Raw genomic sequence first — 5,465 nt, 5'->3', positions numbered from 1 at the left:
GCCACCCGCAGTCTGGATGATGTGATCCGCATCGCCCGTTCCGACATGACGGTGCGCACCGCCTTTCTGGAAGCCCGCTTTGTGTGGGGCGATCAGCCGCTGTTCGACGAAGCCGATGCCCGCTTTCGCAAGGAAGTGGTGGCCGGCACGGCGCGCGCCTTTGTGGCCGAAAAACTGGCCGAGCGTGAAGCCCGTCATCAGCGCATGGGCGACAGCCGATATGTGGTTGAACCCAATCTGAAAGAAGGCAAGGGCGGCCTCAGGGATCTGCACGCGCTGTTCTGGATCGGCAAATATCTGCACCAGGTGGGCAGTGTTGCCGAACTGGTCGACAAGGGCCTGCTCACGGCGGATGAACTGCGCCAGTTCCGCCGCGCCGAAAGCTTTCTGTGGTCGGTGCGCATCATGCTGCACCATATCACCGGCCGCGCCGAGGAACGGTTGACGTTCGATGTGCAGCGCGAGCTGGCCGCCCGCTTGGCGTATGCCAACCGCGACAGCATGAGCGCGGTGGAGCGTTTCATGCGCCATTATTTCCTGATGGCGAAATCGGTGGGCGATCTCACCGGGCTGTTTCTGGCGCATGTGGATGAATCGACGGCGCGCCTGGCCTGGCTGCCCACGCTCACCCGCCGGCCGACGCGGCTGAAGGGCTTCACCCTGCGGCGCGGCCAGATCGGCGTGCCCAATGATGATTTCTTCAAGGCCGATCCGGTGCGGCTGTTGGAGATGTTTGCGCTGGCCGACAGCCAGGGGCTGGCCATCCACCCGCTGGCGATGCGTGCCGCTGCCCGCGATGCGGCGCTGATTGATGAACGTGTGCGCCGTGACAAGACCGCCAATGCGCTGTTTCTGGACGTGCTCACCTCCCCGCGCGATCCCGAAACCGTGCTGCGCTGGATGAACGAAGCCGGCGTCTTTGGCCGCTTTGTGCCGGATTTCGGCCGGGTCGTGGCGCAGATGCAGTACGATATGTACCACCATTATACGGTGGACGAGCACACGATCCGCGCCATCGGCCTGGTCGCCCGGATCGAGAATGGCGATCTGAAGACCGAGCACGCCCTGTCCAGCGCGATCATCCACCAGCTCATCAACCGGCGCGTGCTGCACGTGGCGGTGCTGCTGCACGATATCGCCAAGGGGCGCGGCGGCGATCACAGCCTGTTGGGCGCCGAGATCGCCCGCCGCCTGTGCCCACGGCTGGGCCTTACCAAGGAAGAGACCGAAACCGTGGCCTGGCTGGTGCAACATCACCTGCTGATGAGCCGCACTGCTTTCAAACGCGACCTGAGTGATTTCAAGACCATCCTCGATTTCGCCGAAGCCGTGGCCAGCCCGGAACGTCTGCGCCTGCTGCTGATCCTGACGGTGGTCGATATTCGCGCCGTGGGGCCGGGCGTGTGGAATGGCTGGAAGGCGCAGCTGCTGCGCGAGCTGTATGAAACCGCCGAGGAAGTGCTGCGCCTGGGCCACAAGCAGACCGGCCGCGCCACACGCATCGCCGCCAAGCAGGCTGGCTTGGCGGCCGCGCTGGGCTGGCCGGAAAAGCGTTTTGCCACGTATGCCCGGCGCTTCCCCGACAGTTATTGGGTGGCCGAAGCACCCGATGTGCTCACGGCCAATGCTGCCCTGGTGGCCGGTGCCGAGGATGGGGCACTGGCGATTTCCTGCACGCCCGATCTGGAGCGCGGCACCACATTGGTTGCCATTCATGCCCCCGATCACCCCGGCCTGTTTTACCGCATCGCTGGCGCCATTTCGCTGGCTGGCGGCAACATTTTTGATGCCCGCATCCACACCACCCGCGATGGCATGGCGCTCGACAATTTCGTGGTGCTCGATCCGCTTGGCCAGCCCTTTGCGGAAGCTGGGCAATTGGCCCGCCTGAAACGCAATATCGAAGATGTGCTGTCCGGCCGCATCCGCCTGGCCGACAAACTCGCCGCGCGGCCACTGGCGCGCCGCAAGGCCGAATTGTTCCGGGTCGAACCGCGCGTGCTGATCGATAACAAGGCCAGCAACCGTTACACGGTGATCGAGGTCAACGCCTCCGATCGCCCGGCCTTGCTCTATGCGCTGACCAACGGGCTGTTTCAGCAGAAGCTGACCATCCACAGCGCCCACGTTGCCACCTATGGCGAAAAGGCCACTGACACTTTCTATGTGACCGATCTGACCGGCGCCAAGATCGATGATCCGGTGCGGTTGAAGGCCATCGAGAAGCGCCTGCTGGCGATTGCCGCCACCGCCAGCCCCAAGGTGGAGACGTTGGTGGAGGTGGGGGCGGAAGCGGCAGAGTGACTCAGTTCTTTCCGGGCGCGCTGGTCGCCCCATCCATCAGGCCGCCGGGCACGCCGAGATAAACAAAGACCATCGCCGCCACCGCCAGCAGCAGCGAGATGGCCAGCACATAACGCACCTTGTGGCCGGTCACGCCGCCGCGCGCTTTTACGGTTGAGATGATTTGGGGTTTGGTTGGTTCAATGGCCATGGCAGGATAAACGCCGGAGCAGCGCGCCGGTTCCTTGAATACCTCTGCGACCACATCGCAGTTCCTCCAGCTTGCCAGTCGCACCGCGCCGCGCTTAAGCGGGTGCGACACGGAGAGACACATGACCAAGCCGACGGTAGAGCAATGGGCCGCAATGGCCGCCAAGGAAGTGAAGGGGCAGTCGCTGGACTGGCACACCCCTGAGGGCTTCACCGTCAAGCCGCTATACACGCAAGAAGACACCGCAGGCTGGGAGCCGGGCCTGCCCGGTTTCGCGCCGTTCACGCGCGGCGTGCGGGCATCGATGTATGCCGGGCGACCATGGACGGTGCGCCAATATGCTGGTTTTTCCACGGCGGAGGAATCCAACGCCTTTTATCGCCGCAACCTCGCCGCCGGGCAGAAGGGGCTTTCGGTCGCCTTCGATCTGGCGACGCACCGGGGGTATGACAGCGACCATCCGCGCGTGTCGGGCGATGTCGGCAAGGCCGGCGTGGCCATCGACACCGTGGAAGACATGAAGATCCTGTTCGACGGCATCCCGCTCGATCAGATGTCGGTTTCGATGACGATGAACGGCGCGGTGATCCCCTGCCTGGCCTTCTTCATCGTTGCGGCCGAGGAATCCGGCGTCCCGCAGGCCAAGCTGGATGGCACCATCCAGAACGACATCCTGAAGGAGTTCATGGTCCGCAACACCTATATCTACCCGCCCGAACCTTCGATGCGGATCGTGGCCGACATCATCAGCCACACGGCGCGCAACATGCCGAAATTCAACAGCATTTCCATCTCCGGCTATCATATGCACGAAGCCGGCGCGACGGCGCTGCAGGAACTGGCCTTCACGCTGGCCGACGGCATGGAATATGTGCGCGCGGCGCAGGCCCAGGGCCTGGGTGTCGATGAATTTGCCGGCCGGCTGAGCTTCTTCTTCGGCATCGGCATGAATTTTTTCATGGAAGTGGCGAAATTGCGCGCGGCCCGCACCTTGTGGGCGCGGATCATGGCCAATTTTGGCACGACCGACCCGCGCAGCCTGATGCTGCGCACCCATTGCCAGACCAGCGGCGTGAGTTTGCAGGAGCAGGACCCCTACAACAACGTCATCCGCACCACGATCGAGGCGCTGGCCGCCGCGCTGGGTGGCACGCAGAGCCTGCACACCAACGCGCTGGATGAAGCCATTGCGCTGCCCACTGATTTTTCCGCCCGCATCGCCCGCAACACCCAGATCGTGCTGCAGGAAGAAGCCGGCATCACCCGTGTCGTCGATCCGCTTGGCGGCAGTTATTATGTGGAGGCGCTGACCAAGCAATTGGTGGACGGCGCGCAGGCCATCATCGATCAGATCGAAGCCCAGGGCGGCATGACCAAGGCGGTTGAGACCGGCATGCCGAAACTGGAGATCGAGGCCGCCGCCGCCGCCAAACAAGCCGGCATCGACATGGGCGAAACCGTGATCGTTGGCGTCAACAAATACAAGCCGGCCAGCGTGGACGAAGTGCCGGTGCTGGATGTGGACAATGTCGCGGTGCGTGCCAGCCAGATCACCCGCATCGAAGCCGTGAAAGCCGCGCGCGGTCCGGCCCGCGCTGATGCCGCGCTGAACGCTCTTCGCGACGGCGCACGCGGCAAGGAAAATCTGCTGGCGCTGGCCATCGAGTGCGCCCGTGCCCGCTGCACGTTGGGCGAAATTTCGGCCGCGTTGGAAGATGTGTTCGGCCGCCACGCCGCCATCGTGAAGATGGTGAAGGGCGTTTATGCCGATGCCTACAAGGCCGATCCGGCCTATGTGCGCGTCGCCGAAGGCGTGGAGGCGTTCGAGCGCCGCACCGGCCGCAAACCGCGCGTGCTGATCGTGAAGATGGGCCAGGACGGGCATGATCGCGGTGCCAAGGTGGTCGGCACGGCGTTGGCCGATCTGGGGTTCGATGCCACGGTTGGCCCGCTGTTCCAGACGCCGGAAGAAGCCCGCGATCTGGCGCTGAAGCTGGAGGTCGATCTGGTTGCCGCGTCGTCACTGGCGGCGGGCCACAAGACTTTGGTGCCGGCGCTGATCAACGAACTGAAATCGGCGGGCCGGCCCGATATCAGGGTGATTGCCGGCGGTGTGATCCCGGCGCAGGATTATGAATTCCTGAAATCGGTGGGCACCGTCGCGATCTTTGGGCCCGGCACCAACATCGTCGAAGCTGCCGCGGAACTGCTGCGACTGCTCGGCCACAATCTGCCGCCATTGGGTGACGAGGCGGAGTAGCGCGCCCGCTGCCCAACCTGCCGTGCAGCGACAATTGCGTTGCCGCCAACGTAATCGATGAACCGCAAGCGCAATCTGAGCCTGCGTCCAAACGGGAGCGAGACATGGCAGACCAGATCAAGACCCCCGGCGTTTATATTGTCGAGAACAATGCGTTCCCGCCCGCGGTTGTTGGCGTGGAAACGGCTGTGCCGGCCTTTGTTGGCTATACCGAACGGGCCGCGTTCAAGGGCAAGGCGCTGAACAATATCCCGTTCAAGCTTACATCCATGACCGAGTTTGAAACCGCGTTTGGCGGCCCTGCGGTGCCGCGCTTCACGCTGGTCGGGCCGGGCGACAGCCGCCGCCAGCAGCCAGTCATGCTCGATACCGGTGAATATCGGGTCGTGCGGGTGGAACCATCCGAACAGCAGTATCTGTTGTGGCAGGCGATGCGCATGTTCTTCGATAACGGCGGCGGCGCCTGCTGGATCGTGTCGGTGGGCAGCCATGATGACATGATTGCCCTTGGTGACGAAGCATCGGGGCTGTTGGCCGGCATCGCGGCGCTGAAAGGCGAAATTGAACCGACGATGCTGGTTATCCCGGAAGGCGTCCGCCTCAGCCGGGCCGACAGCATCAGGCTGCAGCAGGCGATGCTGGCGCATTGCGGCGAGGACATGAAGAACCGCTTTGCCATCCTGGATATTCACGACGGCGATCAGCCGTTGC

4 protein-coding genes are annotated in these 5,465 nt (G+C 63.7%); 3 read left to right on the top strand and 1 reads right to left on the bottom strand.

Features of this window, described 5'->3' with window-relative positions; genetic code table 11:
• On the top strand, positions 1-2,304 hold a 2,304-nt coding region (locus RMO81_RS03620), incomplete at its 5' end, for a [protein-PII] uridylyltransferase (RefSeq protein ID WP_310474378.1).
• Position 2,305: 1 nt separating this feature from the next.
• On the opposite strand, the gene RMO81_RS03615 is transcribed toward RMO81_RS03620, so the two are convergent.
• Positions 2,306-2,494, bottom strand: a complete 189-nt coding sequence (locus RMO81_RS03615; protein WP_310474377.1) for a hypothetical protein — start codon at positions 2,492-2,494, stop codon at positions 2,306-2,308.
• A 121-nt stretch (positions 2,495-2,615) separates the two neighbouring features.
• Between RMO81_RS03615 and scpA the strand changes: the two genes are divergently transcribed.
• Together scpA and RMO81_RS03605 are read left to right on the top strand one after the other, a co-directional pair.
• Complete coding sequence (gene scpA / locus RMO81_RS03610) at positions 2,616-4,754, top strand: methylmalonyl-CoA mutase (RefSeq protein WP_310474376.1); 2,139 nt, start codon at positions 2,616-2,618, stop codon at positions 4,752-4,754.
• Positions 4,755-4,858: 104 nt separating this feature from the next.
• Positions 4,859-5,465 (top strand): hypothetical protein (locus RMO81_RS03605; protein WP_310474375.1); only part of this gene is annotated, 607 nt, incomplete at its 3' end.

It is taken from the genome of Sandarakinorhabdus sp., from assembly GCF_031422795.1.
GTDB lineage: Bacteria > Pseudomonadota > Alphaproteobacteria > Sphingomonadales > Sphingomonadaceae > Sandarakinorhabdus.
Note: the sequence above shows the minus strand (reverse complement) of the source record. Positions and strands in the feature narration are given on the sequence as shown.